The sequence below is a fragment of the Streptomyces sp. NPDC046862 genome, assembly GCF_040704615.1.
Lineage (GTDB): Bacteria > Actinomycetota > Actinomycetes > Streptomycetales > Streptomycetaceae > Streptomyces.
The window spans coordinates 72,852-98,746 of record NZ_JBEYXP010000007.1; the positions used below are offsets into that span (position 1 = coordinate 72,852).

At 71.5% G+C, this 25,895-nt stretch carries 25 protein-coding genes; 13 read left to right on the forward strand and 12 right to left on the reverse strand.

What is annotated here, in order from left to right; all coding sequences use genetic code 11:
* Positions 1–129: 129 nt before the first annotated feature.
* The gene (locus tag AB0959_RS09745; protein WP_366825790.1) at positions 130–1,830 is read left to right on the forward strand and encodes a threonine/serine exporter family protein; all 1,701 of its coding nucleotides are present in this window, start codon (positions 130–132) and stop codon (positions 1,828–1,830) included.
* Positions 1,831–1,946: 116 nt separating this feature from the next.
* Here the strand turns inward: AB0959_RS09745 and AB0959_RS09750 are convergent, their stop codons facing one another.
* Positions 1,947–2,855: a VTT domain-containing protein gene (locus AB0959_RS09750; protein WP_366825791.1), complete on the reverse strand. Its 909-nt coding sequence runs from the start codon at positions 2,853–2,855 to the stop codon at positions 1,947–1,949.
* 132 nt (positions 2,856–2,987) lie between these two features.
* On the opposite strand from AB0959_RS09750, the gene AB0959_RS09755 reads away from it, so the two are divergent.
* Positions 2,988–3,353: a YbjQ family protein gene (locus AB0959_RS09755; protein WP_366825792.1), complete on the forward strand. Its 366-nt coding sequence runs from the start codon at positions 2,988–2,990 to the stop codon at positions 3,351–3,353.
* 80 nt (positions 3,354–3,433) lie between these two features.
* Here the strand turns inward: AB0959_RS09755 and AB0959_RS09760 are convergent, their stop codons facing one another.
* Positions 3,434–4,195, reverse strand: a complete 762-nt coding sequence (locus AB0959_RS09760; protein WP_366825793.1) for a MerR family transcriptional regulator — start codon at positions 4,193–4,195, stop codon at positions 3,434–3,436.
* Between the two features lie 95 nt (positions 4,196–4,290).
* Here AB0959_RS09760 and AB0959_RS09765 point away from each other — a divergent pair, with 95 nt between their 5' ends.
* Positions 4,291–5,709 (forward strand): glutamate decarboxylase, encoded by a 1,419-nt coding sequence (locus tag AB0959_RS09765; protein ID WP_366825794.1) that lies wholly within the window; start codon positions 4,291–4,293, stop codon positions 5,707–5,709.
* 26 nt (positions 5,710–5,735) lie between these two features.
* On the opposite strand, the gene AB0959_RS09770 is transcribed toward AB0959_RS09765, so the two are convergent.
* The 3 genes from AB0959_RS09770 to AB0959_RS09780 form a co-directional block, all read right to left on the reverse strand.
* Positions 5,736–6,377: a PadR family transcriptional regulator gene (locus tag AB0959_RS09770; RefSeq protein ID WP_366825795.1), complete on the reverse strand. Its 642-nt coding sequence runs from the start codon at positions 6,375–6,377 to the stop codon at positions 5,736–5,738.
* Positions 6,378–6,460: 83 nt separating this feature from the next.
* The gene (locus tag AB0959_RS09775; RefSeq protein ID WP_366825796.1) at positions 6,461–7,921 is read right to left on the reverse strand and encodes an aldehyde dehydrogenase family protein; all 1,461 of its coding nucleotides are present in this window, start codon (positions 7,919–7,921) and stop codon (positions 6,461–6,463) included.
* A gap of 158 nt (positions 7,922–8,079) precedes the next feature.
* Entirely contained in the window at positions 8,080–8,904 is an 825-nt protein-coding gene (locus tag AB0959_RS09780; RefSeq protein WP_366825974.1) for a helix-turn-helix transcriptional regulator, read from the reverse strand.
* Positions 8,905–9,239: 335 nt separating this feature from the next.
* Between AB0959_RS09780 and AB0959_RS09785 the strand changes: the two genes are divergently transcribed.
* A complete protein-coding gene (locus AB0959_RS09785; protein WP_366825797.1) occupies positions 9,240–9,764 on the forward strand; it encodes an ATP-binding protein in 525 nt (174 codons plus the stop codon).
* Between the two features lie 111 nt (positions 9,765–9,875).
* On the opposite strand, the gene AB0959_RS09790 is transcribed toward AB0959_RS09785, so the two are convergent.
* From AB0959_RS09790 to rpmG, 4 genes are all read right to left on the reverse strand, one after another.
* Positions 9,876–10,136 (reverse strand): DUF397 domain-containing protein, encoded by a 261-nt coding sequence (locus tag AB0959_RS09790; protein WP_366825798.1) that lies wholly within the window; start codon positions 10,134–10,136, stop codon positions 9,876–9,878.
* Between the two features lie 273 nt (positions 10,137–10,409).
* A complete protein-coding gene (locus AB0959_RS09795; RefSeq protein WP_366825799.1) occupies positions 10,410–11,645 on the reverse strand; it encodes a GTP-binding protein in 1,236 nt (411 codons plus the stop codon).
* Between the two features lie 3 nt (positions 11,646–11,648).
* Entirely contained in the window at positions 11,649–11,897 is a 249-nt protein-coding gene (locus AB0959_RS09800; RefSeq protein ID WP_366825800.1) for a type B 50S ribosomal protein L31, read from the reverse strand.
* A gap of 8 nt (positions 11,898–11,905) precedes the next feature.
* The gene (rpmG, locus tag AB0959_RS09805; protein ID WP_366825801.1) at positions 11,906–12,070 is read right to left on the reverse strand and encodes a 50S ribosomal protein L33; all 165 of its coding nucleotides are present in this window, start codon (positions 12,068–12,070) and stop codon (positions 11,906–11,908) included.
* A 62-nt stretch (positions 12,071–12,132) separates the two neighbouring features.
* Between rpmG and rpmB the strand changes: the two genes are divergently transcribed.
* The 4 genes from rpmB to AB0959_RS09825 all read left to right on the forward strand — a co-directional run bounded on the left by rpmB (position 12,133) and on the right by AB0959_RS09825 (position 14,025).
* Positions 12,133–12,369 carry a 50S ribosomal protein L28 gene (rpmB, locus tag AB0959_RS09810; protein WP_366825802.1) on the forward strand — a complete coding sequence of 79 codons (237 nt, stop codon included), beginning with the start codon at positions 12,133–12,135 and terminating at the stop codon, positions 12,367–12,369.
* Complete coding sequence (rpsN, locus tag AB0959_RS09815) at positions 12,369–12,674, forward strand: 30S ribosomal protein S14 (RefSeq protein ID WP_366825804.1); 306 nt, start codon at positions 12,369–12,371, stop codon at positions 12,672–12,674. The genes rpmB and rpsN overlap by 1 nt, the downstream gene beginning before the upstream one ends.
* Before the next feature lie 134 nt (positions 12,675–12,808).
* Positions 12,809–13,327 carry a hypothetical protein gene (locus AB0959_RS09820; RefSeq protein ID WP_366825805.1) on the forward strand — a complete coding sequence of 173 codons (519 nt, stop codon included), beginning with the start codon at positions 12,809–12,811 and terminating at the stop codon, positions 13,325–13,327.
* Positions 13,328–13,464: 137 nt separating this feature from the next.
* Positions 13,465–14,025, forward strand: a complete 561-nt coding sequence (locus tag AB0959_RS09825) for a DUF4232 domain-containing protein (protein ID WP_366825806.1) — start codon at positions 13,465–13,467, stop codon at positions 14,023–14,025.
* A gap of 33 nt (positions 14,026–14,058) precedes the next feature.
* On the opposite strand, the gene AB0959_RS09830 is transcribed toward AB0959_RS09825, so the two are convergent.
* The gene (locus AB0959_RS09830) at positions 14,059–15,207 is read right to left on the reverse strand and encodes a DUF2786 domain-containing protein (RefSeq protein WP_366825807.1); all 1,149 of its coding nucleotides are present in this window, start codon (positions 15,205–15,207) and stop codon (positions 14,059–14,061) included.
* A 113-nt stretch (positions 15,208–15,320) separates the two neighbouring features.
* Here AB0959_RS09830 and AB0959_RS09835 point away from each other — a divergent pair, with 113 nt between their 5' ends.
* From AB0959_RS09835 to AB0959_RS09850, 4 genes are all read left to right on the forward strand, one after another.
* Positions 15,321–16,109 (forward strand): ABC transporter ATP-binding protein, encoded by a 789-nt coding sequence (locus AB0959_RS09835; protein WP_366825808.1) that lies wholly within the window; start codon positions 15,321–15,323, stop codon positions 16,107–16,109.
* Complete coding sequence (locus AB0959_RS09840) at positions 16,103–18,361, forward strand: FtsX-like permease family protein (RefSeq protein ID WP_366825809.1); 2,259 nt, start codon at positions 16,103–16,105, stop codon at positions 18,359–18,361. The genes AB0959_RS09835 and AB0959_RS09840 overlap by 7 nt, the downstream gene beginning before the upstream one ends.
* Positions 18,362–18,492: 131 nt before the next feature.
* Positions 18,493–19,122 carry a LysE family translocator gene (locus AB0959_RS09845; RefSeq protein WP_366825810.1) on the forward strand — a complete coding sequence of 210 codons (630 nt, stop codon included), beginning with the start codon at positions 18,493–18,495 and terminating at the stop codon, positions 19,120–19,122.
* Positions 19,123–19,187: 65 nt separating this feature from the next.
* Complete coding sequence (locus tag AB0959_RS09850) at positions 19,188–19,928, forward strand: Clp protease N-terminal domain-containing protein (RefSeq protein WP_366825811.1); 741 nt, start codon at positions 19,188–19,190, stop codon at positions 19,926–19,928.
* 158 nt (positions 19,929–20,086) lie between these two features.
* On the opposite strand, the gene AB0959_RS09855 is transcribed toward AB0959_RS09850, so the two are convergent.
* Positions 20,087–20,659: a hypothetical protein gene (locus tag AB0959_RS09855; RefSeq protein ID WP_366825812.1), complete on the reverse strand. Its 573-nt coding sequence runs from the start codon at positions 20,657–20,659 to the stop codon at positions 20,087–20,089.
* Between the two features lie 371 nt (positions 20,660–21,030).
* Here AB0959_RS09855 and AB0959_RS09860 point away from each other — a divergent pair, with 371 nt between their 5' ends.
* A complete protein-coding gene (locus AB0959_RS09860; protein WP_366825813.1) occupies positions 21,031–22,728 on the forward strand; it encodes a bifunctional 3'-5' exonuclease/DNA polymerase in 1,698 nt (565 codons plus the stop codon).
* A gap of 59 nt (positions 22,729–22,787) precedes the next feature.
* Here AB0959_RS09860 and AB0959_RS09865 read toward each other — a convergent pair whose 3' ends face one another.
* Positions 22,788–25,844, reverse strand: coding sequence for a BTAD domain-containing putative transcriptional regulator (locus AB0959_RS09865; RefSeq protein WP_366825814.1), 3,057 nt, complete (start codon positions 25,842–25,844; stop codon positions 22,788–22,790).
* Between the last annotated feature and the right edge of the window lie 51 nt (positions 25,845–25,895).

Below are 25,895 nucleotides of genomic sequence, written 5' to 3' on the forward strand. Positions count from 1 at the left end.
GTACGCATACTGGGGCCGGTGGGTCACCACCGGAGACTGAGCACCACGGGGCAGGCGGGACGGCCGGTACTCAGGAGGGAGGCGTCCGCGGGAGCGGCGCCGGAGAAGGCGTGAGAAGGGGGCGCGAGGGTGACGTTCGTGGAAGACCGTAAGCCGCGGTCGGACGCGGCACGTAGTGGGTTCGGGCGGCCGGTGGGCGACGCGTTGGTCGACGGTGAGTCGCAGATCACGTCAGAGTTCGCCATCCCGGTGGGACTGGACGTGGCTCCCGTGGCCGAGCCCGAGACTCACACGACCTCGGAGTTCGCCGTCCCCGACGGGCTGGCGCCTCCACAGCCCGCGGCCCCCGAGCCCGAGGGGTCGGCGTTCAGCCCGCCGAGCACCTACAGCTCCGGGCATGCCCCGGTCGCCTTCACCCCGCCGTCCGGGGTCCCCGTGATCCGGCTGACCAAGGAGCTGCCCTGGCAGGACCGGATGCGCACGATGCTGCGCATGCCGGTGGCCGAGCGGCCGGCGCTCGAACCCGTGCACAAGGAGGACGAGTCGGGGCCCGCCATCCCGCGCGTGCTCGACCTGACCCTCCGCATCGGGGAGCTGCTGCTCGCGGGCGGTGAGGGCGCGGAGGACGTGGAGGCGGCGATGTTCGCCGTGTGCCGGTCGTACGGCCTCGACCGGTGCGAGCCGAACGTCACGTTCACGCTGCTGTCCATCTCGTACCAGCCGTCCCTGGTGGACGACCCGGTCACCGCGTCACGGACCGTGCGCCGCCGGGCCACCGACTACACGCGTCTCGCGGCCGTCTACCGGCTGGTGGACGACCTGAGCGACCCGGAGACCGCGTTCTCGCTGGAGGAGGCCTACCGGCGGCTCGCGGAGATCCGGCGCAACCGGCACCCGTACCCCGGCTGGGTGCTGACCGGCGCCAGCGGGCTGCTCGCGGGCGCGGCCTCGATCCTGGTCGGCGGTGACCTGATCGTGTTCGTCGCGGCGGCGCTGGGCGCGATGCTCGGCGACCGGCTGGCGTGGCTGTGCGCGGGGCGTGGGCTGCCGGAGTTCTACCAGTTCACGGTGGCCGCGATGCCGCCCGCCGCGATCGGCATCGCGCTCACGCTCGTCGGCGTGGACGTGAACGCGTCCGCGGTGATCACCGGTGGGCTGTTCGCGCTGCTGCCCGGGCGGGCCCTGGTGGCGGGTGTCCAGGACGGGCTGACCGGCTTCTACATCACCGCGGCCGCGCGGCTGCTGGAAGTCATGTACCTGTACGTCGGCATCGTCGTCGGCGTGCTGCTCGCGCTCTATTTCGGCGTGCAGGTGGGGGCCGAGCTGAGTCCGGACGCGGCGACGGCGGGGGCCGACCAGAGGCCCTACTGGCAGACCGGCGCCGCCATGCTCCTCGCGCTGACGTTCGCGGTGCTGCTCCAGCAGGAACGATCCACCGTGCTGCTGGTGACGCTCAACGGGGGCGTGGCGTGGGTGGTGTACGGCGCGATGCACTACGCGGGCGAGATCTCGCCGGTGGCCTCCACGGCCGTCGCGGCGGGGCTCGTGGGGCTGTTCGGGCAGTTGCTGTCCCGGTACCGGTTCGCGTCCGCGTTGCCGTACACGACGGCGGCGATCGGGCCCCTGTTGCCGGGTTCCGCCACGTACTTCGGGCTGCTCGCGTTCGCCCAGAACGACGTGGACCAGGGTGTGGTGAACCTGACCAAGGCCGCGGCGCTCGCGATGGCCATCGCGATCGGGGTGAATCTGGGGTCGGAGATCTCGCGGTTGTTCCTGCGGATCGGGTCCCCCGAGGGGCGGCGGGCTGCCAAGCGAACCCGAGGGTTCTGAACGTCGCCGCTCCGCCTACGAGCTCGGTTGGTGCTGTTGGCGGGCGGCTGCGGGTTCGTTGTGGTTGTTCGCGCAGTTCCCCGCGCCCCTCAAGGGCGCGGGGTGCCCTGGGGCGTTCAGTTCTGCGGGTAGTTGTTGCCGTACGGGTACTGCTGGCCCTGCTGGGGATACTGGCCGCCCTGCTGCGGGTACTGGCCGCCCTGTTGCGGGTACTGCTGCGCGTACTGCTGGTCCTGGTAGCCGTACGGATCCTGGCCCTGGTTGCCGTACGGGTCCTGGCCCTGGTTGCCGTACTGCTGCTGGGGCTGCTGGGGCTGTTGAGCCGGCTGCACCCGGCGGAGCTGGGTCGTCGCGTCGTCCATCATCGGCGGGGCCGGGGCCTGGTGCTGGGCGGCCGGCTGGTTCTTCTTGGCCTTACGGGCCTTCAGGAACTCGATGATGATCGGGACGACCGAGAGCAGGACGATCAGGATCAGGATCGCCTCGATGTTCTTGCGGACGAACGCGATGCTGCCGAGCCAGGAGCCGAGCAGGGTGACGCCCGCGCCCCAGAGGATGCCACCGATGACGTTGAAGGTCAGGAACGAGCGGTACCGCATGCCGCTGACGCCGGCGATGATCGGCGTGAACGTGCGCACGATGGGCACGAAGCGGGCCAGGACCAGGGACTTCGGGCCGTGCTTCTCGAAGAACTCGTGGGCCTTGGTGACGTTCTCCTGTTTGAACAGCTTCGAGTCCGGGCGCTTGAAGAGCGAGGGGCCCACCTTCTTGCCGAACATGTAGCCCGCCTGGTCACCGAGGATCGCGGCGACGCAGATCAGCGCGATGGCCGCCCACAGCGGGAAGTCCAGCGTCTTGGCCGTGATCAGCATGCCCGCCGTGAACAGGAGCGAGTCACCGGGCAGGAAGAAGCCGATGAGCAGGCCCGACTCGGCGAACACGATCAGCAGCAGGCCCCAGATGCCGAACGTGTCGAGCAGGTAGTCCGGATCCAACCAGCTTGGTCCGAGGGCAAGCGTCGTCACGTTCCGGGCTCCTGTGCGGTGAAGGGGGTAGTGCGTAGGGCTGACCAAAGTTATCAACGGCAGGCGACCCTGCCAGGTTCCACCGTCGCCTCCAGGATGCGCTGTGCACGCCCAAGCGCAAAGCTGTGAACCATGGGCATCGATGATTACGGCGGCGGCCAGGGCCCCCAGCCGGACGTCCTGGTCGTGACGACCAACGAGGTACCCGGACACCGGGTCCAGCAGGTCATCGGCGAGGTCTTCGGGCTGACGGTCCGCTCCCGCCATCTGGGGAGCCAGATCGGCGCCGGCCTGAAGTCGATGGTCGGCGGCGAACTCAAAGGGCTCACGAAAACGCTCGTGGAGACCCGCAACCAGGCCATGGACCGCCTCGTGGAACAGGCACGCGCGCGCGGGGGCAACGCCGTGCTGATGTTCCGCTTCGACGTGACGGAGGCGGCCGACGTGGGCACGGAGGTGTGCGCGTACGGGACGGCGTGCGTCATCGCGCCGGAGTAGGCCGACTGGGGGAAAACGAGTGCGGGTAAGGGGCGCCCACCCGGATGGGTGCCCCTTACCCGCGCGGACACGTCAGCCGCTCAGCCCCCGTGCCGGGCCGCGTTCGCCGTGATGGCCTCCCTCAGGTGCTCGGCGAGACCCGGGCGCATGGAGTCGTAGAACGCCTTGAAGCGCTCGTCGGCCACGTACGTCTCGGCGAGCCCCTGGTGCGTCTCGTACGAGCACTCGTAGAACCACCGGCTGATGTGCAGGCGGTGCTCCTCGGCCAGGTCCATGGCCGTCTCGCCGGCCGGCGGCTCCCCGGCGGCCATCAGGGCGTCGTAGCGCTCGCCCCAGTCGGCCACCTCGGCCTGCATGCGTTTCCAGTCGTCCTTGGTGTACGAGGCGGCGCGGCGCTGCGACTCGGCATACGCCTCGGTACCGCCCCAGCGCTGCTCGGCCTCCTCGGCGTACTGCTCCGGGTCCTTGTCTCCGAAGACCTCGAACCTCTCCTCGGGCGTGAGATTGATCCCCATCTTGCGTGCCTCCATGGCGTGCTCCACGGCCTCCGCCATCTTCCGCAGCTTCTCGATCCGGGCGGTCAGCAGCTCGTGCTGGCGGCGCAGGTGTGCGCGCGGGTCCGCGGCCGGGTCGTCGAGCAGGGCGGCGACCTCGTCGAGCGGGAAGCCGAGCTCCCGGTAGAACAGGATCTGCTGCAGCCGGTCGAGGTCGGCGTCGCTGTAGCGCCGGTGGCCCGCGTGGCTGCGCTCGCTCGGTACGAGCAGGCCGATGTCGTCGTAGTGGTGCAGGGTGCGCACCGTGACCCCGGCGAAACCGGCGACCTGTCCCACGGAGTAGTTCATCGACTTCCGCTCCCTCCTTCTCGGTACGCCCTTCAGACTGAGTCCTTACGTCGCGTGAGGTGCAAGACGAATGCGCCGGACTTACCGTCGGATTCATGCCCCTGCACCGAGGTGACCACGAGGCCGAGCACGGCGCACGCAAGCTTGCCGTGAACCCCTTCTACGGCGAGGCCAACCCCGTCGGCGGTATGACCGAGGCGCCGCCCACGCACCGGCTCGCGGACGCGCCGGTAGCCCCTATGACGGCGTACCAGCTCGTCCACGACGAACTGATGCTCGACGGCAACGCACGGCTGAATCTGGCCACCTTCGTCACCACCTGGATGGAGCCGCAGGCCGGCGTCCTGATGGGCGAGTGCCGGGACAAGAACATGATCGACAAGGACGAGTACCCGCGCACGGCCGAGCTGGAGCGGCGGTGTGTGGCGATGCTCGCCGACCTGTGGAACGCGCCCGATCCGGGGGCGGCCGTGGGCTGTTCGACGACCGGGTCCAGTGAGGCGTGCATGCTGGCCGGGATGGCGCTGAAGCGTCGGTGGACGAAGCGGAACGCCGACCGGTACCCCTCGAGGGACGCGCGCCCGAACCTCGTCATGGGCGTCAACGTGCAGGTGTGCTGGGACAAGTTCTGCAATTTCTGGGAGGTGGAGGCCCGTCAGGTGCCCATGGAGGGCAACCGGTTCCACATCGATCCGCAGGCCGCGGCCGAGCTGTGCGACGAGAACACGATCGGGGTCGTCGGCGTCCTCGGGTCGACCTTCGACGGGTCGTACGAGCCGATCGCCGAGCTGTGCGCGGCGCTCGACGAGCTTCAGGAGCGTACGGGGCTGGATGTGCCCGTCCATGTCGACGGTGCCTCGGGAGCCATGGTCGCGCCCTTCCTCGACGAGGACCTCGTGTGGGACTTCCGGCTGCCGCGGGTGGCGTCCATCAACACCTCGGGGCACAAGTACGGGCTCGTCTACCCGGGCGTGGGGTGGGCGCTGTGGCGCTCGGCCGCCGAACTGCCCGAGGACCTCGTCTTCCGGGTGAACTACCTGGGTGGCGACATGCCGACGTTCGCGCTGAACTTCTCGCGGCCGGGCGCCCAGGTGGTCGCGCAGTACTACACGTTCCTGCGGCTCGGCCGTGAGGGTTACCGGGCGGTGCAGCAGACCGCGCGGGACGTGGCGACGGGCCTCGCGGACCGCATCGGCAAGATGGGGGACTTCCGGCTCCTCACACGGGGAGACGAGCTGCCCGTGTTCGCCTTCACCACCACGCCGGACGTCACCGCGTACGACGTGTTCGACGTGTCCCGGCGGCTGCGCGAGTCGGGCTGGCTGGTGCCCGCGTACACCTTCCCGGCGAACCGCGAGGACCTGTCGGTGCTGCGGGTGGTCTGCCGCAACGGCTTCTCGGCCGACCTGGCCGAGCTGCTCGTGGAGGACCTGGAGCGTCTGCTGCCGGAGCTGCGCCGCCAGCCGCACCCGATGACCCGCGACAAGGCGGCGGCCAGCGGCTTCCACCACTGAGGGCACTGAGGGCACTGAGGCGTCCCTCAGCGGTGGTCCTCCGGGTGCCGCTCCCCCGTCGCGTACGGGTTCTTCTCACCCTCCCTCAGGACGCCGACGAACGGCTCGCCCTCGCCCGCGAACGTGTAGGCGCCGCCCTCGATGCGTGCGATGAGGCCGCGAGTCCACTCGGCACCGGTGTCGGCGGAGTGGACCCAGAAGTTCATGATCTCGCCGATGTGGCCGATCGACTCGGGGCCCGCCTCGGGCGTGTAGTACTCGGTGACGGACTTCCGCCACGCCTCGATGCTCCGCACCCGCTCCGCGAGCAGCCGCAGCACCTCGGCACGCTCCAGGTCGACCATGCAGCCGAGCGCGGTGGACAGGACGTCCGGCTTCTGGTCGTACGCCGTGAGGGAGGCCCGGAGCAGGGTGAAGTACTCCTGGTCTCCCGCGTCCGTGATCTCGTACTCGGTACGGGGCGGTCCGCCGGCGGTGGAGGGCGCGGTCTCGTGCGCGTGGAGCAGGCCCTGTTTCGCCATCTGTTTCAGGGCGTGGTAGATCGAGCCGGGCTTGGCGTTGGACCACTCGTGCGCACCCCAGTACTCCAGGTCGTTGCGCACCTGGTAGCCGTGGGCCCGCCCGTGCTGGCGCACCGCGCCGAGCACGAGGAGACGGATCGCTGACATGGGGCCAGCGTAGAACCCCGGGGAGCTCCGGCCGACCGGAGCCCCGTCCCCCGGAACTCCCCCGGAACTCCCCCAGAACGCTCTCAGAACGGGAAGAAGCTGCGCCCGTGCTGGACCGAGATCCACTTGTGGGTGGTGAACGCGTCGACGGTCGTCTCGCCGTTCAGGCGGCCGACGCCGGAGGACTTCTCGCCGCCGAAGGGGACGATCGGCTCGTCGTGGACGGTGCCGTCGTTCACGTGGAACATGCCGGTGTCGATCCGCTTGGCGAACGCGACGCCCCGCTCGACGTCGCCGGTGTGCACGGCGCCGCTCAGGCCGTACGGGGTGTCGTTGACGATGCGTACGGCGTCCTCCTCGCCGTCGAACGGGACGAGGAACGCGACCGGGCCGAACACCTCCTGCCTCAGGAGGGGAGAGTCGGCGGGGACGCCCTTGAGGACGGAGGGCTCGACCAGGTTGTTCGTGCTCGTGCCGTGCAGGAGTGCGGTGGCGCCCTCGGCGATGGCCTGCTCGACGGTGCCCGTGACGGAGTCGGCCTGCGAGGAGTTGATGACCGGGCCGATGACCGTCTGCGGGTCGCGCGGGTCGCCGGTCTTCAGCGTCTTCACCTTGGCGACGAACTTCTCGGTGAACTCGGCCTCGATGGAGCGGTCGACCAGGATGCGGTTGGCGGCCATGCAGACCTGGCCCTGGTGCACGTACCGGCTGAAGACGGCCGCGTCAACCGCGTAGTCGATGTCGGCGTCGTCGAGGACCACCACGGCGCTGTTGCCGCCGAGTTCGAGGATCGAGCGCTTGAAGTGCGAGGCGCAGACGGTGGCGACGTGACGGCCGACCTTGTCGGAGCCGGTGAAGGAGATGACCTTCGGGACGGGGTGCTCTATGAAGGCGTCGCCGATCTCGGCTATGTCGGTGACCACGACGTTGAGCAGGCCGCCGGGCAGGCCCGCGTCCTCGAGGATCTTCGCGACCAGGGTGCCGCCGGTGATCGGGGTGTTCTGGTGGGGCTTGAGGACGACCGCGTTGCCGAGGGCGAGGGCGGGGGCCACGGACTTCAGCGACAGCAGGAACGGGAAGTTGAAGGGGCTGATGACACCGACGACGCCCACCGGTACACGGTAGAGGCGGTTCTCCTTGCCCTCGGTCGGCGAGGGGATGATGCGGCCCTCGGGACGCAGCGCCAGGTGGATCGACTCGCGCAGGAACTCCTTGGCCAGGTGGAGTTCGAAGCCGGCCTTCAGGTGGGTGCCGCCGAGCTCGGCGATGATCACCTCGGTGATCTCCTGCTCGCGCTCCTCGACCAGGCGGAGGGCCTTCTCGAACACGGCGCGGCGGGCGTAGGGGTTGGTCTCGGCCCAGGCCTTCTGTGCGGCCTGTGCCGCCTTGTAGGCCTCGTCCACCTCGTCGGCCGTGGCTATCGTGATCGACGCGAGCTTCTCGCCGTCGTACGGATTGAAGTCGATGATGTCCCAGGAGCCCGTGCCCTGGCGCCACTCACCACCGATGTACTGCTGAGCAAGATCGGTGAAGTAGGACGACATGTGATCCCTCAATCCCTTGCAGCCGGGGCGGTCAGCCCGATCACGTCGCGATCAGATCACGTCCAGACGTGATCGCGTGTCATCGTACTGGTGCGTAAAGGGAGTTGGGGGACAACTCAAGAGACCCTGTGAAGACTCACAGCTCTCATGTGAAGACTTCAGGACAGCTGGAGCAGGCCGCGGAGCAGGTCGCGGCTCTCCGCCGGGGACGGGCTGTCCTGCTGGAGCTGCTGCAGCGCCGTCTCGTACTGGGCGACGTCCTCGCGCTTGTCCAGGTAGAGCGCGCTGGTGAGCTGCTCCAGGTAGACGACGTCGGAGAGGTCGGACTCGGGGAAGCTGAGCACCGTGAAGGCGCCGCTCTCGCCGGAGTGCCCGCCGAAGCTGAACGGCATGACCTGGAGCCGCACGTTCGGCCGCTCGGAGATGTCGATGAGGTGCTGGAGCTGGCCGCGCATCACCTCGCGGTCGCCGTACGGCCGGCGCAGCGCGGCCTCGTCGAGGACGCAGTGGAACTCGGGCGCGTTCTTGGCGACCAGGTACTTCTGGCGCTCCATCCGCAGCGCCACACGCTTTTCGATCTCGGCGTCGCTGCCGTCCTTCATACCTCTGGCGACGACCGCGTGCGCGTACGCCTCGGTCTGCAACAGACCGTGCACGAACTGGACTTCGTACGACCGGATGAGGTGGGCCGCGCCCTCCAGGCCGACGTAGGTGGGGAACCAGCTGGGGAGGACGTCGGAGTAACTGTGCCACCAGCCCGCGACGTTGGCCTCCTTGGCGAGGGAGAGGAGGGACTCGCGCTCCTGCTCGTCCGTCACCCCGTACAGCGTGAGCAGGTCCTCGACGTCACGGGCCTTGAAGCTCACTCGCCCCAGCTCCATACGGCTGATTTTCGACTCCGACGCCCTGATGGAGTATCCGGCCTTCTCACGCGTGATTCCCTGCGCCTCACGCAACCGCCTGAGATGCGAGCCCAGCAGCATTCGCCTCACCACCGACCCACTTGATTCACCGGCGCCCACGTTCGTCAGCCTCCCCAAGGTCTTCAGGGGCCGAAGTCTGCCACTAAACCACTCCGATCCGCACTCGTGCGGTTACAGAAAGGGAAAGTCTCAGAGGCCGGACCGCGGGAAAGGATCAGTCGGGGCACTACAAGAGGGAAGAAGGTGGCAGAAGAAATAAGCGGGAAGCGGTACGTCCAGGTCCATTTCGGGCGCGTGCACGTGCATCTGCCCTTGCATCTGCCTTGCGCATCAGAAACCATGGTTCCGCGCCACCGCTGCATCGCAACGACCGCGAACACCCGGGAGTGCCTCGCATGGGGACGAATGGATCAACCATGCTCGAACCCTTACGGCAGGGACTTCCCCCACTCGATCCCTCGACCGTGTCCAACGCCGCGTCCTGCGCCCTGCCCGCCCGCTACGAAGCGGTGCGCGAGGCACGGCAGTTCACCCGCGGCACGCTCGGACAGTGGGAGGTCGGCGACCGCTTCGACGATGTCTGCCTCGTGGTCTCCGAACTCGTCACCAACGCGCTGCGGCACGGGCTTCCCGCGAACACGCCCCGCGTCCGGGGCCAGGAGCCGCCCGTACGGCTGCACTTGATGCGGTGGACCGAGCGGCTGGTGTGCGCGGTGCGGGATCCCAGTCACGACACCCCTGTCGCGCGCGAGACGGACGACTTCTCGGCGGAGTCCGGGCGCGGCCTGTTCCTGGTCGACTCCTTCGCCGACAGCTGGGGTTGGCACCCGCTGGCGGGCGCGCTCAGCGGCAAGGTGGTCTGGGCGCTGTTCCGGCTGCACACGGAGCCGTGCGGTCCGCTGGTGGAGCTGGCCGACTGACGAACCGCGGCGTTCTTCGACGCCGCGGTTCTACGCGCGTTACGGCCCGCAAACGGGACGTAACCCCCCCGTAATTACCGGGTAGTTCCCCGTTGGTTCCCCGGTATTTCTTCAGCCGCCGACCAGATGGTCGAACTCGCCGTCCTTGATGCCGAGAAGCATCGCCTCTATCTCGGCGCGCGTGTAGACGAGTGCGGGCCCGTCGGGGAACCGTGAGTTCCGTACGGCCACCTCCCCGCCGGGCAGGCGGGCGAACTCCACGCAGGAGCCCTGCGAGTTGCTGTGCCTGCTCTTCTGCCAGGCCACCCCGTGCAGCTTCTTCGCTGCCATGCCGTTGTACACGTCGTCCACGCCGTACACGTCGCGGTCCACAGGTCGCTCCCCGGGTGGTGCATTGGCTGATGTGACCACTGAGGCAGTGGTCAACTGCCTCCGGATCATAGCTTCGTTCACGTGCCGATGCATGAGCGGATGCACGGGCAGATGCACGTGCACGCGGGGTGCTCCTGCGATTACACCTTTTACGGTCGGAAGGTTGCCCCGCGTAGTAGTTGAGACGCACGGCGGGGCAATCGTGTTCCATTCCTTGTAGGGATCCGCATTCGCCCAGGTCGGAGGGGGTCGGTCTCGCGGGCGTCGTTCTTGTCAGACCTCCAGGAAGGCGTCGAAGGGGCGGGGCAGACGCGACCAGGCGTCACGGCCGGCGGCGTACTCGGTGTCGGTCAGCAGGGAGGACTCCAGCAGCCGTTCGATCCCGTCACGGTCCAGTCCCGGCGAGGTGAACACCAGGTGCTGGCAGCGGTCGCCGTGCTCGGGGTGCCAGTCGAGCGCGGCGGCGGCCCGGCGCACCGGCGGGACCATCTCCCAGGCCGCGTCCGGCAGCGAGGCGAGCCAGGGGCCGGCGGTCTCCACGCACAGCGCGCCGCCCGCGGCGTCCCAGTGCAGCAGCGTGTCCGGTCGGTCGGCGAGCCAGAACCGGCCCCGGCTGCGCGCGGCGGCGCAGGTCAGCTCCTCCAGCGCCGCGTACAGACGCTCGGGGTGGAACGGCCGCCTGCGGTGCCAGACGAGTGTGGCCACGCCGTGGTCGTCGGCGTCCGTGGGGAGCAGGGCGCAGGCGGGGTGTTGTGCGGTGGCGGCGGCTTCCGGGTCGAAGCCGGCGAGGGCGGCTGCGGCGAGCGGGGTTGGGGCGTCTACGAGGGTGGGGTCTTGGGGGTGGTGGGCGGCTGCGGGTTCGTTGTGGCTTGTCGCGCAGTTCCCCGCGCCCCTATCGGGGGCGCACCCCCGCTCGCTCATTACCCGGACACGGCGGGCCGTGGGGTGGAGTTGGGACAGCAGGGCGTGGTCCTCGTCGTCGGACTCCGGGGAGTCGGTGATGGCCAGGACCGGGGCGTACTCCAGTTGGCGGGCGAAGGTGTCGGCGATCGTGCGCTGGTCGGTGGAGGCGGCGGCGAGGCCGTGCTCGGAGAGGTCGTCGCCGTTGGCGAGGCAGGGCAGGACGAGGGCCGGGTCGACCGCGGTGATCACGGAGGTGACGGTCAGCCCGCTCGCGGCCACCACCTCCGCCATCGCCTTGGGTTCGACCGAGTCCCACAGTTCGACGACGGCGAGCCGGGTGGACCCCGCGTCCGCCAGCCGCTTCAGCGCGGGGACCAGGTCCTCGCGCAGCGCGCAGCACGCGCAGTCGTCGACCAGGGGTGCCCGGCCCCGGTCCAGGACACCGGTGCGGTCGCGGACCGTCCGCAGGACCGTGCCGTCGGCCGCCGTCGACAGGTCGTGGTGCAGCACCACGCTGTCCGGCACCTCGGCCAGCAGGTGCGCCACGGCGGCCTTGCGGGCGTCGGCGTGCAGCCCGCCCACGATCGCGACGGAGAGATCGGCCACGGGTCAGCCCCGCTTCCCGTACCGCTTCTCGAACCGCTCCACGCGCCCCGCCGTGTCCAGCACGCGCGCGGTGCCGGTGTAGAAGGGGTGGCTGATGTTCGAGATCTCGACGTCGACCACGGGGTACGTGTGGCCGTCCTCCCACTCGATCGCCTTCTCGCTCGTCATGGTCGAGCTGGTCAGGAAGGCGTGGTTCGCGGCGCGGTCGCGGAAGACGACCGGGCCGTAGGAGGGGTGGAGTTCCTTGCGCATGGCGGGGCTCAGCGCTCCTCTCGGAAGTCGACGTGACGGCCGGCGACCGGGTCGTACTTGCGCAGCGTCATACGGTCCGGGTCGTTCCGGCGGTTCTTGCGGGTGACATAGGTGTAGCCCGTGCCGGCCGTGGACCGGAGCTTGGTGACCGGGCGGAGTTCGTTGCGTGCCATGCTGCTATCTTACTGAAAATGAATTCCATTTGCATCACTGGTTCGAGAGAGGTGCGTCACCCTTGTCCGCCCACTGCATGCTGACCGGCGCCCGGCCCGGCTTCGGCAACCGCGTCTCCCACTCCCACCGGCGTACGTCCCGCCGCTTCGACCCGAACATCCAGTCCAAGCGCTACTGGCTGCCGAGCGAGGGCCGGTACGTGCGCCTGCGGCTGAGCGCGAGGGGGATCAGGACGGTCGACGTGATCGGCGTGGAGGCCGCCGTGGCCCGTATCCGCGCGAGGGGGGTGCGCGTCTGATGGCGAAGAAGAGCAAGATCGCGAAGAACGAGAAGCGGCAGGAGGCCGTCGCGCGCTACGCGGCCCGCCGAGCCGAGCTGAAGGAGGTCATCCGCCGGCCGTCGTCGACGGAGGGCGAGCGGCTCGCCGCCCAGCGGGAGCTGCGCCGCCAGCCGCGGGACGCCAGTGCCACCCGCGTCCGCAACCGCGACCAGGTGGACGGCCGGCCGCGCGGGTACCTCCGGGCCTTCGGGCTGTCACGGGTGAGCCTGCGGGAACAGGCACACGCGGGTTATCTGCCGGGGGTGCGCAAGGCGTCCTGGTGAGGTGGGCGGGGATCGGTGGGGCATGTGTTCTGACGGTGGTCTCCCTGTGAGGGCCGGGGGGACACCTGGGAGCGCCTGGTAGCTTGCGGCTGTCGCTGCGGCGACACCATGGCCACATCCCTTGGGAGACTCCAGTGACTACGGCGACTTCGGCGACCACGGCGGCCCTTCCGCGGCGGCGGGTGCGTATCGCGGCCGCGGCGGCCGGACTGGCGGCCGCGCTCGTGCTGACCGCGTGCGGCGGCGACGGCGACTCCACGGACAAGGACTCGTCGTCGGCGCCCAGCGCGACCGAGACGGCGGACACCGGCGGCGGCTCCGGCTCCTCCGGCGCCCAGGGCTCGCTGGCGGGCAGCTGGCTCGCCACGACGAAGGGCAAGGCCGTCGCGCTGATCGTGACGGGAGAGCAGGCCGCGGTCTTCGAGACCGGCGGGTCCGTCTGCAGCGGCTCCGCCAAGGAGGAGTCCGGCATGCAGATGATCCACCTCAAGTGCACCGACGGCAGCAAGGACCGCACCGAGGGCATGGTCGACTCCGTGAGCGCCAAGTCCCTCACCGTCACCTGGGAGAGCGGCGTCGGCAAGGAGACGTTCCAGAAGACCGAGGGCGGAGAACTGCCGTCGGGGCTGCCGACGACCGGCCTGGGTTCCTGAGCCGGACGGCCGGACCACCGGACACCCTCGCCCCCCATCCCTCATCCAGTCCCCACCCCGGGGAACGGACGCGCAGTCCGTTGCGTGATGATCCACGAAGCACCGCCGCACCACCCACGACCCCCCGGGGGAACCTCATGCGCACCACGCCCGTCGTCGCCACCACCATCCTCGTCGCCGCCCTCACACTGACCGCGTGCAGCGGCGGGAGCAACGAGAGCGGCGACGACAGCAAGAGTTCCGCGAGTTCCACGAGTTCCACGAGCGAGAAGTCCACCGCGTGCAAGGCCGACCAGTTCGGCATCGAGTTCGGGCCCAGCAACGCCGCCCCGGCCGCCGGTGACACGGGCACCGTCCCGGTCACCCTGACCAACCGCGGCGCCACCTGCACCCTGCGGGGCATCCCCGGCACCGACGCGTACGCCGGCGGCACCTCCTGGGCCGTGACCCCTGACGAGGCGGCCTCGAAGGGGGCGAAGCTGACGCTGGCCAAGGACGACTCGGCGACCTTCACGATCACGTACGTGCGCGGGGCCGCGGGCGACGCGAAGCAGGCCGCCGCCGTCGACACGGTGAAGTTCACGCTGCCCGGCGACAAGGCCGTCCAGAGCTACAAGTGGCCCGACGCCGAGGTGGCCGTGAAGTCCGCGAACGAGCTGGACATGACGGTGGGGCCGTTCCTGCAGGCGGGCGACTGACGCTCCGCGGCACCTCAGGCACCGCCCTACCGTTCACGGCTTCAGCGGGGGCCGCGCCCTGACCTGCGCGCGGTCCGCCGCCGCGGCCCCCTCACGCCATCCCGCCTCGTCGCTCACCCCGCGCACGCGGGTGGTGACCGTCTCCGGGAACAGACGGGTGACCTGCTCACGCACGGCCACGTCACGGGAGGCCAGGACGGGCAGCAGTTCCGCCTGGTCCCTCTGCCCGTCCTGTCCGTCGGCGAGCGTCTGTTCCTCGGCTACCGCCGCCAGCCGGTCGCCCGTCCGGTGCGCGTACGCGGCGAGGAACGACTGCCGGAACGTCTTCGTTCGCTTGCGCCCGCCCGCGCGCTGTGCCGCCTCCGCCCTCGTCATCGCGGTCGTGGCCTGGACGAGGAGCGAGGTGTAGAGCAGCTCGACCGCCTCCAGGTCGGGCTCGAAGCCGACGACCGTGGAGAAGCCCAGGGCCTCGTTCCACACGGCCTGACAGCGGTTCGCACCGGCGACCGCGTCGAGGAGCACCGCTTTGGCGGTCTCGTACGGCGGGTCGACACCGATCCGGCAGGCGCCGGGGGTACTCGTGTCGCTGGTGCGGGCCGCGAGGAGCGCCTCGTCGATGCTGTGCCGAGCCATCAGCTCCTGCGCCTTGGCGCTGAGCGCCTCCGCCTCCTCGGGGAACCCGGTGGCCTCGGCCTTGGCCAGGAGGGCCCGGATGCGGGTGAGCATGCGGGACTCGTTGGGGGGTGCGCCGCTGCCGGGCCGGCCGGGCCGGTCCAGGGGTTCGACGGCGGGGAGACGGAGGAGCAGGCGGTACAGCTCCAGTACGGCGGTGGCGTACGAGAAGCGGTCGGTGAGCGGGGGCTCGGCCCCTCCTGCCCTGATCTCGTCGAGCTGGGCGGACCAGCGCGGGGTCGGGGGCCGCCGGTTCTCGTCGAGGATCAGGCGCGAGACGAGTCGTACGTGCGCGTCGTCCAGCTCGCGCCGCACGATCCGTACGACGTCGGCGGGCTGCCAGCCGCGCCGCCAGGCCGTGGCGACGAACTCAACGCCGCGGCGGGCGAGTTCGGCGTCGGCCGACGGGTCGGCGGCGAGCAGGGAGGCACCCGTGTCGAGGGCCGCGTCGCTCTCGGCGTAGAGGGCGGCCTCGAAGGCGCGGTCCACCGTGCTGCTGGTCGTACTCACCCGTCGATCGTGTCACGGGGGCGGCGCCACCCGTTCGGGGTAGGGCTGGCCCTACCTCCGGGACGCCCTCCAGTGGTCGTGTGCGCGGGGCGCGGGGACGGTTCGCTGGGGGCATGACCACGACAGACGTGTCCTCAGCCCTCCCGATGGCCGTGCGCATCCGGGCCCTTCGCCGTTCGTACGGTGACGTCACCGCGCTCGACGGCGTCGACCTCGACTTCGCCGCCGGGACCTTCACGGCCGTGATGGGGCCCTCGGGGTCGGGCAAGTCGACGCTGCTCCAGTGCGCGGCCGGGCTGGACCGGCCGACCTCGGGGACCGTGACCGTCGACGGGACCGACCTGGCCGGGCTGAGCGAGCGGCGGCTGACCTTGCTGCGGCGGGAGCGGATCGGGTTCGTCTTCCAGGCCTTCAACCTGCTGCCCTCCCTGACCGCCGCCCAGAACGTGGCGCTGCCCCTGCGCCTGGCCGGACGGCGCCCCTCACGCACGGCGGTGCGCCAGGCGCTGGCCCGGGTCGGGCTGGCCGAGCGGGCCGGGCACCGGCCGGCGCAGCTGTCCGGCGGGCAGCAGCAACGGGTGGGCCTGGCACGGGCGTTGATCACGCGGCCCGCGGTGCTGTTCGGGGACGAGCCGACGGGCGCGCTGGACACGACGACGAGCCGTGACGTGCTGTCTCTGCTGCGGGAGCTGGTGGACCGGGAGGGCCAGACGACGGTCATGGTGACCCATGACCCGGTGGCGGCCGCGTACGCGGACCGGGTGGTGTTCCTGGTCGACGGGCGCCCGCACGGGGAGTTGGCCGGGGCGTCGGCGGAGCGGGTGGCCGCGTACATGACCGGGCTGGAGCGCGGTGCGGAAGCGGCCGGTTCCGTGGTGGGCGGGGAGCGTGCGGCGTGCTGACCGTGGTGCTGTCGTCCCTGCGGGCGCGGTGGGCCTCGCTGCTCGGTTCGTTCGTCGCCGTTGCGCTCGGGGTCGGGGTGATGGCGGCGATGGGGCTCGGCCTCGCCGAGACGTTCGACGCACCCGGGCGGGAGCCGCAGCGCTTCGCGTCCTCGCCGGTGGTGGTGATGGGCCGGGACACACTGACGGTGGAGGTGCGGCGGGGCCCGGGCACGGCGCACGTGACGAGGAAGCTGGCGCATCCACATCCTGTGGACGAACGTCTGCTCGCCGAGCTGCGGGAGCTGGGGCGGGTCCGGACGGACGGGACGCCACGGGACGCGGTGGGCTCGGACGCGGTGGGAGTGGACGCGGTGGGAGTGGACGCTCCGGCTGCGGCCGTCCGCGAGGTCGTCGGCGATCGTGCCCTCGTCCTCACGGGTGACGACCGCCGACGGGCCGACCCCTCGTTCGAACGGGACGAGGAAGCGCTGGTAGCGGTCAACTCGCTGCTCGGCACGGCCGCCGGGGTCACGGCCTTCGTCTCCGTCTTCGTGACGGCGTCCACGTTCGCCTTCGTGGTGGCGCTGCGCAGACGGGAGTTCGGGCTGCTGAGGATGGCGGGCGCGACGCCGGGGCAGGTGCGGAGGGTGCTGCTCGGCGAGGCGCTGACGGTCGGGGTCGTGGCCTCGGCGGCGGGCTGTCTGCTGGGGGCGTGGGGAGCGCCGCTGCTGGTGCGGGAACTGGTGGACGGCGGGGTGGCGCCGTCGTGGTTCGCGCTGCGGGGTGAGGTGGCGTGGCCGTACCACGTCGCCTTCTGGACGGGGGTGTCGGTGGCCCTCTGTGGCGCCTGGGCCGCGGCACGGCGCGCGGGGCGGACGGGGGGTCCGGTCGAGGCGCTGCGTGAGGCGTCCGTGGACGCGGGGGCGGTGCCGTGGCCGCGGCGGGCGGCCGGTCTCGTCATGCTGGGCGGCGGGCTCGGCCTGCTGGCCTGGAAGGCGGGGGCGGACCCGGCGGACCTGCTGAAGCGCAAGACGTACGCGACTCTGCCGATGCTCCTGATCACGGCGGTGGCGGCGCTGGCACCCCTGCTCGTCCGTCCGGCCGTACGTCTGCTCGCGCTGCCGCTGCGTGGGATGCGCGGGTCCGGCGCTACCGGGCTGCTGGTGCGCGAGAACGCGGCCGCGGCCGTACGGCGGACCGCGGCCGTGGCCGCGCCGGTGCTGGTGACGGTCGCGCTGGCCGGGTCGCTTCTGGGATCGGCCGGGACGGTGGCGGCGACGAAGGGCGCGGAGGCGGTGGAACGGACGCGGGCGGACGTCGTCGTGACGGGCGAGGACCTGGGAGCCGTACGGGACTTGCAGGCCGCCTTGCGTACGCGGCGGTTGGCGCGCGCGGCCGTCTCCCCCTCGGCCTCGACGGCCGTGTACGTACGGGAGGAGGGCTCCGCCCTCGTCCGGTCCGACGCGCGGGCGGTGTCCGACGTGGCGGCGTTCGCGGGGGTGTCGCGGCTGCCGGTGGTCGCCGGGGACGTGCGCGGCCTCGACGACCGCTCGATCGTCGTGAACGAGGAGTGGGAGCGGCACGAGGTGGGGGCCTGGGTACGGGTGTGGCTCGGCGACGGGCGGCCCGCGCGGTTGCGGATCGTCGCCGTACTCGCGCGAGGTACCGGGGACAACGGCGCGTACGTGACGGCGGCGAACGCGCCCGGCGCCCGGGTGGACCGCCTGGAGGTGCGCGCGGGGCGCGGGGCGGACCGGTCGGAGGTCGTGGCGGCCCTGCGGTCGGCGACCGGTGTGGAGAGCGGTGCGGAGAGCGGTGTCCCGGGGGGAGTCGCCGAGGTGCGGTCGGCCGACGAGTGGCTGGCGGCCACCCGGCCGGGCACCGGCGCGCAGACCCGGCTCGGCTTCCTCGTGGTCCTGGGCATCGCCCTCGTGTACGCCGGGATCGCGCTCGCCGGGACGCTGTTGATGGCGACGTCGGCCCGGGACACCGAGCTGCGGGCGCTGCGGCTGGCGGGTGCCACCCGGGGACAGGTGCTCGGGGCGGTCGTGGGCGAGGCGCTCCTGGCGGTCGCCGTGGGAGTGGTGCTGGGGCTGGCCGTCACCGCGGTGAACCTGGCCGGGCTGGGTTCGGCGCTCGGGCGGCTGTCGGCGCCGGTGACGGTGGATGTGCCGTGGGGGGTGGTCGGTGGGTGTGCGGGAGCGTGTGCGGTGATCGCGGGCGTGACGGCCGGGGTCGCGACGGCCGTACGGACGCGGGTGAAGGTGTGATCCGGGCGCGGATGGTGCGACGGGTGCGACGGCACATGAGGTCCGTTCTTCTGCGCCCTCGCCCCACCAGCACCGTCTCGTACCTCGAAACTCGGTCGACGCCATCTCTCGCGGTGCCAAGCATGAGACGCATGGTCGACACGCATCTCTACGCAGCGTTCCTGGTCGCCGCCTTCGCCCTGTGCGTCACTCCCGGCCCCGACATGATGTTCATCGTGGCCGTGGGTGGTCGCGGAGGCCCTGCCGCGGGGGTGATGGCCGCGGCGGGCGTGGCGAGCGCCATGCTGGTGCACACGGTCGCGGCGGCCCTCGGTCTCTCGGCGCTGTTCACGGCGCTGCCCGTCCTGTACTACGTGCTGCGGTGGCTGGGTGCCGCGTATCTGCTGTACCTCGCGGTGAAGGCGTTCCGGGACCGTTCGGTGGTCGGTGAGGAGAGCGTTCGATCCGGCTCCGGGATGCGGCGGGCGTTCTGGCAGGGCGCCGTCACCAATCTGCTGAACCCCAAGGTGATTCTGTTCAACGTGGCGTTCCTGCCCCAGTTCGTGGACCCGTCCCTGGGGCACGTGCCCGGCCAGTTCCTGCTGCTGGGGGTCACGATCGTGGTGATGGGGTTCCTGTGGGACGGCACGGTGGGTCTGCTCTCCGGGCGGCTCTCGCTGGTGCTGCGGCGGAGCCGGCGGGTGGCCAGGGCGCTGAACGTCTTCACCGGGACGGTGTTCACGGGGCTGGCGGTGCGGTTGGCGGTGACGTCGCCGAAGTGAGCCGAACCGGGCGACCATGTCAACCCGCGGTTGACACCATGGAGGGCGCAACCTACGGTTGACACATGACGAAGAACCCTTCGACGACCACCACATCCGTGCGCCTCGACGACCTCATCGAGGCCATCAAGAAGGTTCACCCGCAGCCCCTCGACCAGCTCGAGGACGCCGTGATCGCCGCGGACCACCTCGGTGACGTGGCCGACCACCTGATCGGTCACTTCGTGGACCAGGCCCGGCGTTCGGGCGCGTCGTGGACCGAGATCGGCAAGAGCATGGGGGTCACCCGGCAGGCCGCCCAGAAGCGCTTCGTACCGAAGGCCGAGGCGGACCTCGACCCCAGCCAGGGCTTCAGCCGCTACACGCCGCGCGCCCGCAACGTGGTCACGGCCGCGCACAACGAGGCCCAGGCGGCGGGCAACGCGGAGGGGGTTCCCGCGCACCTCGTCCTCGGGCTCCTCAGCGAGCCGGAGGGCCTGGGGGCGAAGGCGATCACCGCCCAGGGGGTCACCCTGGACGCTGTACGCGCCGCCGCGACCGCCGCACTGCCTCCCGCCTCCGACTCGGCCCCCGAGCTCCTGCCCTACGGCTCCGACGCCAAAAAGGCCCTCGAACTCACCTTCCGCGAGGCCCTCCGCCTCGGCCACAACTACATCGGCACCGAGCACATCCTTCTCGCGCTTCTGGAGTTCGAGAACGGGGGCGGGGTGTTGAGCGGGTTGGGGGTACGGAAGGACGCGGTCGAGGAGAACGTGCTGGAGGCACTGCGGTCGCTACAGGTGTCCGCGGAGGGCGGGGACGCCTGAGCGGGCGTTTCACCGATGGTCTCCGTGGTGTCGGCCAGACAGGACACGGAACCGTCCTGAAGGGATACCCTCCACTTGGACCCCGGCCCGATTACGGCGGGCCGGGGTCCAAGTGCTGCACGGGCGGGCTTGTCGCGGAACTCAGGTCCGCGTCGAGGTCAGTGGCGGTCGTGGTTGTCGATCACTCGGAAGCTGCCCACGATCGCGGTGATCCCGGTGCCGGCGACCAACGTTCCGGCAATGGCACTGCTGGAGCTCCGGGGCCCAATAGTCGCAATGGGGGCTCCGTTGTCGCAGGTAATTCCGTTGAAGAATTCCACGGTCTCGTCGCTCTCGTTCCGGACGTTGAAGCTGGCGGATTGGCTGCTGACCACAGCCACGCACACGCCGTGCTCCGCCGCAAACGTCCGCTCGTTGACGAGGACCCGTCCCTCGTTGTTCCTGGCGGCGCTGGAGTTCGTCCGACCGTCACCGCCCTGGGGGGCAACGGAACCGGCGTCTTCCACGACGTTCGGGGCGAAGCGGCCGGCCGACTGAGCAGCGGGCTGACCAGCGGACCGGGCGGGGGACTGGGCAGCGTACTGGGCGGCTTCCTGCGGAGCGGAGCGGGGGACCGAACTGGAAGCTGAAGCGTAGTTCACGCCGGTTACGACTGCGGCCACGATGCCTGCCGACGCCGCGATCGCGACAACGGCACGCTTACGCCTGCCATTGCTCTTTCTTTCGGGCATTCCGTTTCTCCTTCTATCGGGGTGTCAGATGAGCGACCAGCCACGAATGAACCTAGTCGGGCCATTTCCTGCCGCCACCGCAGAGATATCTGAAGGGTGACGGAAAGGGGGCCGACTGGGTGTGCGAAAGTCATGCGCCGCACCTATGACGGACCGTCAAAACGACTGCCGAGAAGGGCGATTTGGCGAATGGCTGAGCCGTCCGGGGGACCGCGCTGACGCTCATTCACCCTGTCGGCAGCGTGTCGTGGATCAATGAACACTGCTCACGACTGCTAGAAAGTTTCTTTTGAATCATCGGGCGGGCAGCGGGGGGCTGCGGCTGGGCGGGCAGCGCCCGACTGTCAGACCCCCCTGTCACACTCGCACCCATGACCGACCGATGGGCTCTCGGAGTCTCCGAGGACGGTGGCGTGGACGTCGCCCCCCTCGGCGGGGACGGGCTGCCCGCAGGGCCGATCGCGCACGAGCCGGACCTCGTCGCGGCCGTACGGAGCCGGCCGCGGGTCACGCGGTGGGTGTGGCGGGCGACCGCCGAGGTGTACCCGCGGCTGCTCGCCGCGGGGGTGCCGGTGGAGCGGTGCTACGACATCGAGGTCGCCGAGAACCTGCTGCTCGGTCACGAGGGCCGGCACGGCGAACCCCGTTCGGCGGCCGCCGCCCTCGCCCGCCTGCACAAGGCCCCGGTCCCACCGGATCCGCCCCAGCGCGCCGCCGAGCCCGGATCGCAGACACCGCTCTTCGAACCCCGCCCCGTCCACGTACCGCTGACCGACCTCCTAGAGGTGTACGCGGAGCAGCGGCGCCGCCACGACGCCACCGCCCGCCCCGACCGCGTGCACCTGCTCACCGCCGCGGAGTCGGCCGGCACCCTGATCGCCGCCGAGATGAACCACGCGGGCCTGCCCTGGAGCGCCGACGTCCACCGCGAGGTCCTGCACGAACTCCTCGGAGAGCGGTACGCGGGCGGTGGCGAGCCCAGACGCCTGGCGGAGCTCGCCGAGGAGGTGTCCGAGGCCTTCGGACGGCGGGTCCGGCCCGATCTGCCCGCAGACGTCGTCAAGGCCTTCGCCCAGGCAGGGGTGAGGGTCAAATCCACGCGGCGGTGGGAGATCGAGTCCGTCGACCACCCGGCGGTGAAGCCCCTGCTCGAATACAAGCGGCTGTACCGGATCTGGGTCGCCCACGGCTGGTCGTGGCTTCAGGACTGGGTGCGGGACGGGCGGTTCCGGCCCGAGTTCCTCGCGGGCGGGACCGTCACCGGGCGGTGGGTCACCAACGGCGGGGGCGCGCTCCAGATCCCCAAGGTCATCCGGCGCGCCTGCGTCGCCGACCCCGGCTGGCGGCTCGTCGTGGCCGACGCCGACCAGATGGAGCCGCGGGTGCTGGCCGCCATCTCGCGTGATCCCGGTCTGATGGAGGTCGCCGGGCGTGACACCGATCTGTATCAGGCTGTCTCCGACCGGGCGTTCTCCGGTGACCGCGCCCAGGCCAAGCTCGCCGTGCTCGGTGCCGTGTACGGGCAGACCTCCGGGGACGGGCTGAAGAACCTGGCCGCGCTCCGCCGCCGCTTCCCCAGGGCCGTCGCGTACGTCGACGACGCGGCCCGTGCCGGCGAGGAGGGCCGGCTCGTACGGACCTGGCTGGGGCGTACGTGTCCCCCTGCGGCCGGAGCCTCCGAGGCCGCGGCGGAGGAGGCCGGCATCCCGCAGGACGAGCCGCTCGACGCCGGCACCGGCGGCGAACAGGGATGGGTCCCCGGCTACGCCTCCACCAACGCCCGCGCCCGCGGCCGTTTCGCGCGCAACTTCGTCGTCCAGGGCAGCGCCGCCGACTGGGCCCTGCTGCTGCTCGCCGCGCTCCGCCGCACCCTCGCCGGCATGGCCGCCGAGCTGGTCTTCTTCCAGCACGACGAGGTGATCGTGCACTGTCCGGAAGGGGAGGCCGAGGCCGTGGTCGCGGCGATCCGGGAGGCCTCCGAGCTGGCGGGGCGGCTGACGTTCGGGCAGACGCCGGTACGGTTCCCGTTCACGACGGCGGTGGTGCGGTGCTACGCCGACGCGAAGTGATGACCTGGCCACCGGGCACGAGGTGGCGACCGGCCACCGGCCAACAACCCCAGGAACGGTCAGCCCTCCCCCGCCAGCAGCTTCCGCAGCTCCCCCACCACCGGCGAGTCCGTCCGGCCCAGCACTTCCATGGCCGACTCCCACTCCCCGCGCGCCTCGCCGGTCCGTCCCTCCTCCGCCAGCAGCAGGCCCCGCTGGTGGCGGGCCAGACCGGTCATGTAGTGGTCGGCCCGCACCCGGGCGAGGTCCAGCAGACCGGCGCACTCGTGGCTCGCGCGCTCGGTGTGGTCCAGCGCGCGCAGGGCGCGGACGAGGCCGAGCCGGGTCTGGGACTCCCCGCCCCAGTCCTCGTCGTCGCCGAGGATCTCCAGGCTCTGCTCGAAGCTGCGTACGGCGCGGTCCGGTTCGCCGAGTCTGAGCTGGGCGTAGCCGATGTTGCAGTGCGCGGTGCTGCGCAGCAGGACGCTGTCGGCCACGTCCCCGAGCGCCAGGCTGCGCTGGTGGTGGACGATCGCGGCCCGTGGGTCGGTGTGCCAGTACAGGTTGCCGAGGTGGCTGAACGTCACGGCCTGGCCGTACGGATCGCACAGCTGACGGGACAGCTCCAGGCTCTGCCGCAGCGCCTCCTCGCTCTCCTCGTACCGGCCGAGGCTCTCCAGCAGCAGGCCGCGGTTGTTGAGGCAGCGCCGGACGCAGGACGTGGCGTCGAGCCCGCGCCACAGCCGCAGTCCCTGGTCGTTGAGGGCGAGTGCCTCGGTGAGCCGGCCCGACATGTAGTGCAGCCCCGCCCGGTCCGTGAGCGCGAACGCCTCCGCCGCGTCGTCCCCGACCGACCGCGCCACGTCCAGCGCGATCCGTCCCAGCAGGTCCAGTTCGGTGAGGTGACCGCTGCGGTGCAGATAGGGAAAGAGGTGGCGCACGAGGGCGGGAACGAGGGGCGAGGGCGGCGTCCCGGCCGGGTCCGGGCGGCCGCAGCGCTCGACGAGGGCGACGATGTTGGGCAGTTCGGGGTCGGCCCAGGCGAAGGCCGCCTCGGCCGAGGGGAAGGGACGGGTCTCCAGCGGGTCCGTCTCCCCTGCCGTCGGCCGCAGCCGTTCCTCCCGCTCGTAGCCCGGCGGCAGCAGCGCGACGACGCTCTGCCGGGCCCGGTCGGCGTACCAGCGCAGGGCGTCACCGACGACGGTGGTGCCGGACCCGTGGCCGCCGTTCTCGGCGAGTTCGCGCGCGAAGTCCCGTACCAGGTCGTGCGGGGCGTACCGGCCGTACGACTTCTCCTCCAGCAGGGCGACGTCCACGAGGCGGTCGAGGGCGGCCTCGGCGCGGTACGCGTCGGTGCCGGTGAGACGGGCGAGGAGGGGCGCGCCGTACGCGGGGAGGTCGAGCGCACCGATGCGGTGCAGGGCGAGCGCGGCGTCGCGGTCGACCTCGCGGTCGGAGGCGCTGAGGGCGTCGTGGGCGACGGCGAGGGAGCGGCGCACGCTCAGGTCGTCGTACTCCAGGTGGTGCAACCTCCCTTCCGTGGCGGCGAGTTGACCGGCGAGCGCGTCCGGGGTGAGCGCGCGGCGCGCGGCGAGACGGGCGGCGACGACACGCAGGGCGAGCGGGAGGCGGCCGGTGAGGTCGACGAGCGGGTGGGTGCCGTCGAGCCCGTCCCGGCCGGAGACCGCGCGCAGCAGCGCCGCGCTGTCCTCGCCCGACAGCGGCGCGAGTGGGAAGCGGTGGGCGCCGTCGAGCGCGGTGAGCGGCGAGCGGCTCGTCACGATCACCGCGCAGCCGGCGCCCGCGGGCAGCAGCGGCCGCACCTGCGCGGCGTGCGCGGCGTTGTCGAGGACCATCAGGGTGCGGGTCGGCGCGAGGGTGGAGCGCAGGAGCGCGGCGGCCGCGTCGGGGTGGTCGGGGATGCGGCGCGACTCGGTGCCGACGTCGCGCAGGAGTGAGGCGAGGGCCTGGCCGGGGCTGAGCGGGGTCATGCCGGGGGTGGCGCCGTGCAGGTTGACGTAGAGCTGGCCGTCGGGGAAGCGTTCCGCCAGTTCGTGGGCCACGTGCAGGGCGAGCGCGCTCTTGCCGACGCCGGCCATGCCGCTGATGACGGCGACCGTGGGGACGCGCCCGTCCGGGGCCGAGCGGGTGTCCAGGGCGTGGTGCAGGGACACCAGCGTCTCGGCGCGGCCGGTGAAGTGGGCCGGTGAGGGCGGCAGTTGGGCGGGGCGCGGCGGCTCCGCCGGGGCGGGGCGGGGGGCGCCGGGAGCTCCGGTGGCGGTCGCCTCGGCGATCTCCTCCTGGAGGACCTCCAGGTGGGCGTCGCGCACCGCCGGTCCGGGTTCGACCCCGAGTTCCTCGATCAGCCGCAGCCGCAGGTCACGGTGGACGGCCAGGGCCTCGGCCTGGCGGCCGGTGCGGTGCAGCACCAGCATGAGCAGCCGGTGGAACGCCTCCCGCAGCGGATGCTCGGCGACGAGCGCGGCCAGCTCGGGGGCGAGTGCGACGAGCCGGGCGTGCCCCGTGCCGCCCACGGCGCCCGCGCCCTCGGCGCGCACTCCCCCGAGGGCGCCCCCCGCGAGGCCCAGCTCCGCCTCGTACCGCCATTGAAGGACCAGCAGTCGCGCCTCCTCCAGCCGCTGGACGAGGGCCTGACCCGCGAAGTCCTCCGGCAGTCCGCCGAGCGGGGTGCCCCGCCACAGGGCGAGCGCTGCCACGGTCTCGCGCAGTGTGCGTCCCCAGTCCCGGCCGGAGTGCGCGGAGCGCGCGGCCACCACGTGCTCCTCGAAGACCCGGACGTCCAGCTCGCCCTCGCCGACCCGCAGCAGGTACCCCGGGGCCACGGCCCGCAGCCGCTCCGGGTCGTCCAACAGCCGCCGCAGCCGGGTCACATGGTTCTGCAGGGAGGCCTGCGCGGAGGGCGGGGGCGCCCCGCCCCACAGCGCGTCCTTGAGCGCCTCGACCGAGACGACCCGGCCGGGCTCCAGCAGCAGGGCCACGTACAGGGCGCGCATCTTGCCGCTGCCGACGGGCCGTACGTCCCCGTCGGCGTCGTACAGGACCGGAGGTCCGAGCAGTCCGAAGCGTGGCGCGACCGGTGGTCCGATACGCGGTCCGAAGCGCGGCCCGTCCCGCATAGCACCGCCCGTTGCCTTCCCGCGCGGTCTCGTCGCGCCGTGTCCACCGTG

Bases quoted from the DNA above. Each gene is read 5' to 3' on its own strand.
- AB0959_RS09755 (WP_366825792.1), top strand. From the start codon at position 2,988: ATGGGCATCGATGATTACGGCGGCGGCCAGGGCCCCCAGCCGGACGTC.
- AB0959_RS09760 (WP_366825793.1), bottom strand. From the start codon at position 4,195: ATGAACTACTCCGTGGGACAGGTCGCCGGTTTCGCCGGGGTCACGGTG.
- AB0959_RS09765 (WP_366825794.1), top strand. From the start codon at position 4,291: ATGCCCCTGCACCGAGGTGACCACGAGGCCGAGCACGGCGCACGCAAG.
- AB0959_RS09770 (WP_366825795.1), bottom strand. From the start codon at position 6,377: ATGTCAGCGATCCGTCTCCTCGTGCTCGGCGCGGTGCGCCAGCACGGG.
- AB0959_RS09775 (WP_366825796.1), bottom strand. From the start codon at position 7,921: ATGTCGTCCTACTTCACCGATCTTGCTCAGCAGTACATCGGTGGTGAG.
- AB0959_RS09780 (WP_366825974.1), bottom strand. From the start codon at position 8,904: ATGCTGCTGGGCTCGCATCTCAGGCGGTTGCGTGAGGCGCAGGGAATC.
- AB0959_RS09785 (WP_366825797.1), top strand. From the start codon at position 9,240: ATGGGGACGAATGGATCAACCATGCTCGAACCCTTACGGCAGGGACTT.
- AB0959_RS09800 (WP_366825800.1), bottom strand. From the start codon at position 11,897: ATGCGCAAGGAACTCCACCCCTCCTACGGCCCGGTCGTCTTCCGCGAC.
- rpmG (WP_366825801.1), bottom strand. From the start codon at position 12,070: ATGGCACGCAACGAACTCCGCCCGGTCACCAAGCTCCGGTCCACGGCC.
- rpsN (WP_366825804.1), top strand. From the start codon at position 12,369: ATGGCGAAGAAGAGCAAGATCGCGAAGAACGAGAAGCGGCAGGAGGCC.
- AB0959_RS09825 (WP_366825806.1), top strand. From the start codon at position 13,465: ATGCGCACCACGCCCGTCGTCGCCACCACCATCCTCGTCGCCGCCCTC.
- AB0959_RS09835 (WP_366825808.1), top strand. From the start codon at position 15,321: ATGACCACGACAGACGTGTCCTCAGCCCTCCCGATGGCCGTGCGCATC.
- AB0959_RS09845 (WP_366825810.1), top strand. From the start codon at position 18,493: ATGGTCGACACGCATCTCTACGCAGCGTTCCTGGTCGCCGCCTTCGCC.
- AB0959_RS09850 (WP_366825811.1), top strand. From the start codon at position 19,188: ATGACGAAGAACCCTTCGACGACCACCACATCCGTGCGCCTCGACGAC.
- AB0959_RS09855 (WP_366825812.1), bottom strand. From the start codon at position 20,659: ATGCCCGAAAGAAAGAGCAATGGCAGGCGTAAGCGTGCCGTTGTCGCG.
- AB0959_RS09860 (WP_366825813.1), top strand. From the start codon at position 21,031: ATGACCGACCGATGGGCTCTCGGAGTCTCCGAGGACGGTGGCGTGGAC.
- AB0959_RS09865 (WP_366825814.1), bottom strand. From the start codon at position 25,844: ATGCGGGACGGGCCGCGCTTCGGACCGCGTATCGGACCACCGGTCGCG.